Annotated in this window: 1 protein-coding gene; it reads left to right on the forward strand. The window is 63.1% G+C overall.

Annotated features, from left to right (window positions below; genetic code table 11):
- Nucleotides 1–91 precede the first annotated feature (91 nt).
- A partial coding sequence (locus tag P3T23_RS47650) for an ISNCY family transposase (protein WP_429322948.1) occupies nucleotides 92–1,440 on the forward strand: 1,349 nt, incomplete at its 3' end.

Here is a 1,440-nt window from a genome sequence, read left to right on the forward strand (position 1 = left end):
GTTGTAATGTCCGCTTTTAGCCAAGTTCAAATGTCCGCTTTTTCGCAGCGTAAGCTGACCGGCCGCCGGCGTTCCGGCGCGGGAGGCTTTAATGGCTGCGACCGAACGGATAACGATGACGATGCGCGAACTGGACAGGTTCAAGGTCATTCAGGACGTCGCCGACGGCAAGCTCAAGCCGTGGCGCGCGGCAGAACGGCTCAGGCTGACGACGCGGCAGATCCGGCGCCTGGTTGCGCGACTGCGCGAACATGGACCGGAAAGTCTCGTGTCGCGTCGGCGCTCGAAGCCCAGCAACAACCAGCTGGACGCGGTGACGGCCGATCGGGCACTCTCGATCATTCGTGATCGCTATGCCGATTTCGGGCCCACGCTGGCCTGCGAGAAGCTGTACGAATGTCACGGCATCCGGCTTGCAAAGGAGACGGTCAGGCGCCTGATGACGGATGCAGGTCTGTGGGTGCCCCGCCGGCAGCGGCCACCGAAGATCTACCAGCCGCGCGCGCGGCGCGCGTGTCTGGGCGAGCTGATCCAGATCGATGGCAGCGATCACCGGTGGTTCGAGGAACGGGCGCCGGCCTGCTCGCTGCTGGTGTACGTCGACGATGCAACCAGCCGGCTGATGATGCTGCATTTCACAGCCACCGAGTCGACCTTCAGCTACTTCGAGGCGACGCGCGCGTACATTGAACGCCACGGCAAGCCCGGCGCGTTCTACAGCGACAAGTACAGCGTGTTTCGCAAGACGGGCGCGAACAAGGATGGCAACAGCGTGACCCACTTCGGCCGGGCGATGTACGAGCTGAACATTGACACGTTCTGCGCGAACTCGAGCCCCGCCAAGGGGCGCGTCGAGCGGGCGCACCTGACGCTGCAGGACCGGCTCGTCAAGGAATTGCGGTTGCGCGGCATCAGCACGGCTGCCGGAGCCAATGCGTATGCGTCTGCCTTCATGGCAAATTACAACGCGCGTTTCGCGAAGCCACCGAAGAGCGGGTTCGATGCGCACCGCCCACTCAGGGCTGACGAGAATCTCGATCTGGTGCTCACGTGGCGCGAGCGGCGCAAGGTGAGCAAGTCGTTGACCGTGCGGTATGACCGCGTCACGTATCTGCTGGACGACACGCCCGGCCACCGCAAACTGATTGGCCGGTATATCGAGGTCTGGGAGTACCCGGATGGGCGTATCGAACTCCGCGGCGATGGTCATGCACTGTCATGCAGACAGTACGACCGGCTGACCGAAGTTGACCAGGGCGCGGTCGTTGAGCACAAGCGTCTGGGTCACGTGCTCCAGGTCTCGCAGGTGATCCAGGCCCAACGCGATAACAGTCGGATCGGCAAGGCGCCTTCGCGAACCCACCTGGGCGTTGCAACCAGGGTTCAAAGCCGCTCGCCAGGCAAGAAGAAGCAACGCGAGTTCACGCAGGCCGATATCAA

This window comes from Paraburkholderia sp. GAS448 (assembly GCF_050435685.1).
In the GTDB taxonomy this organism is placed as follows: domain Bacteria; phylum Pseudomonadota; class Gammaproteobacteria; order Burkholderiales; family Burkholderiaceae; genus Paraburkholderia.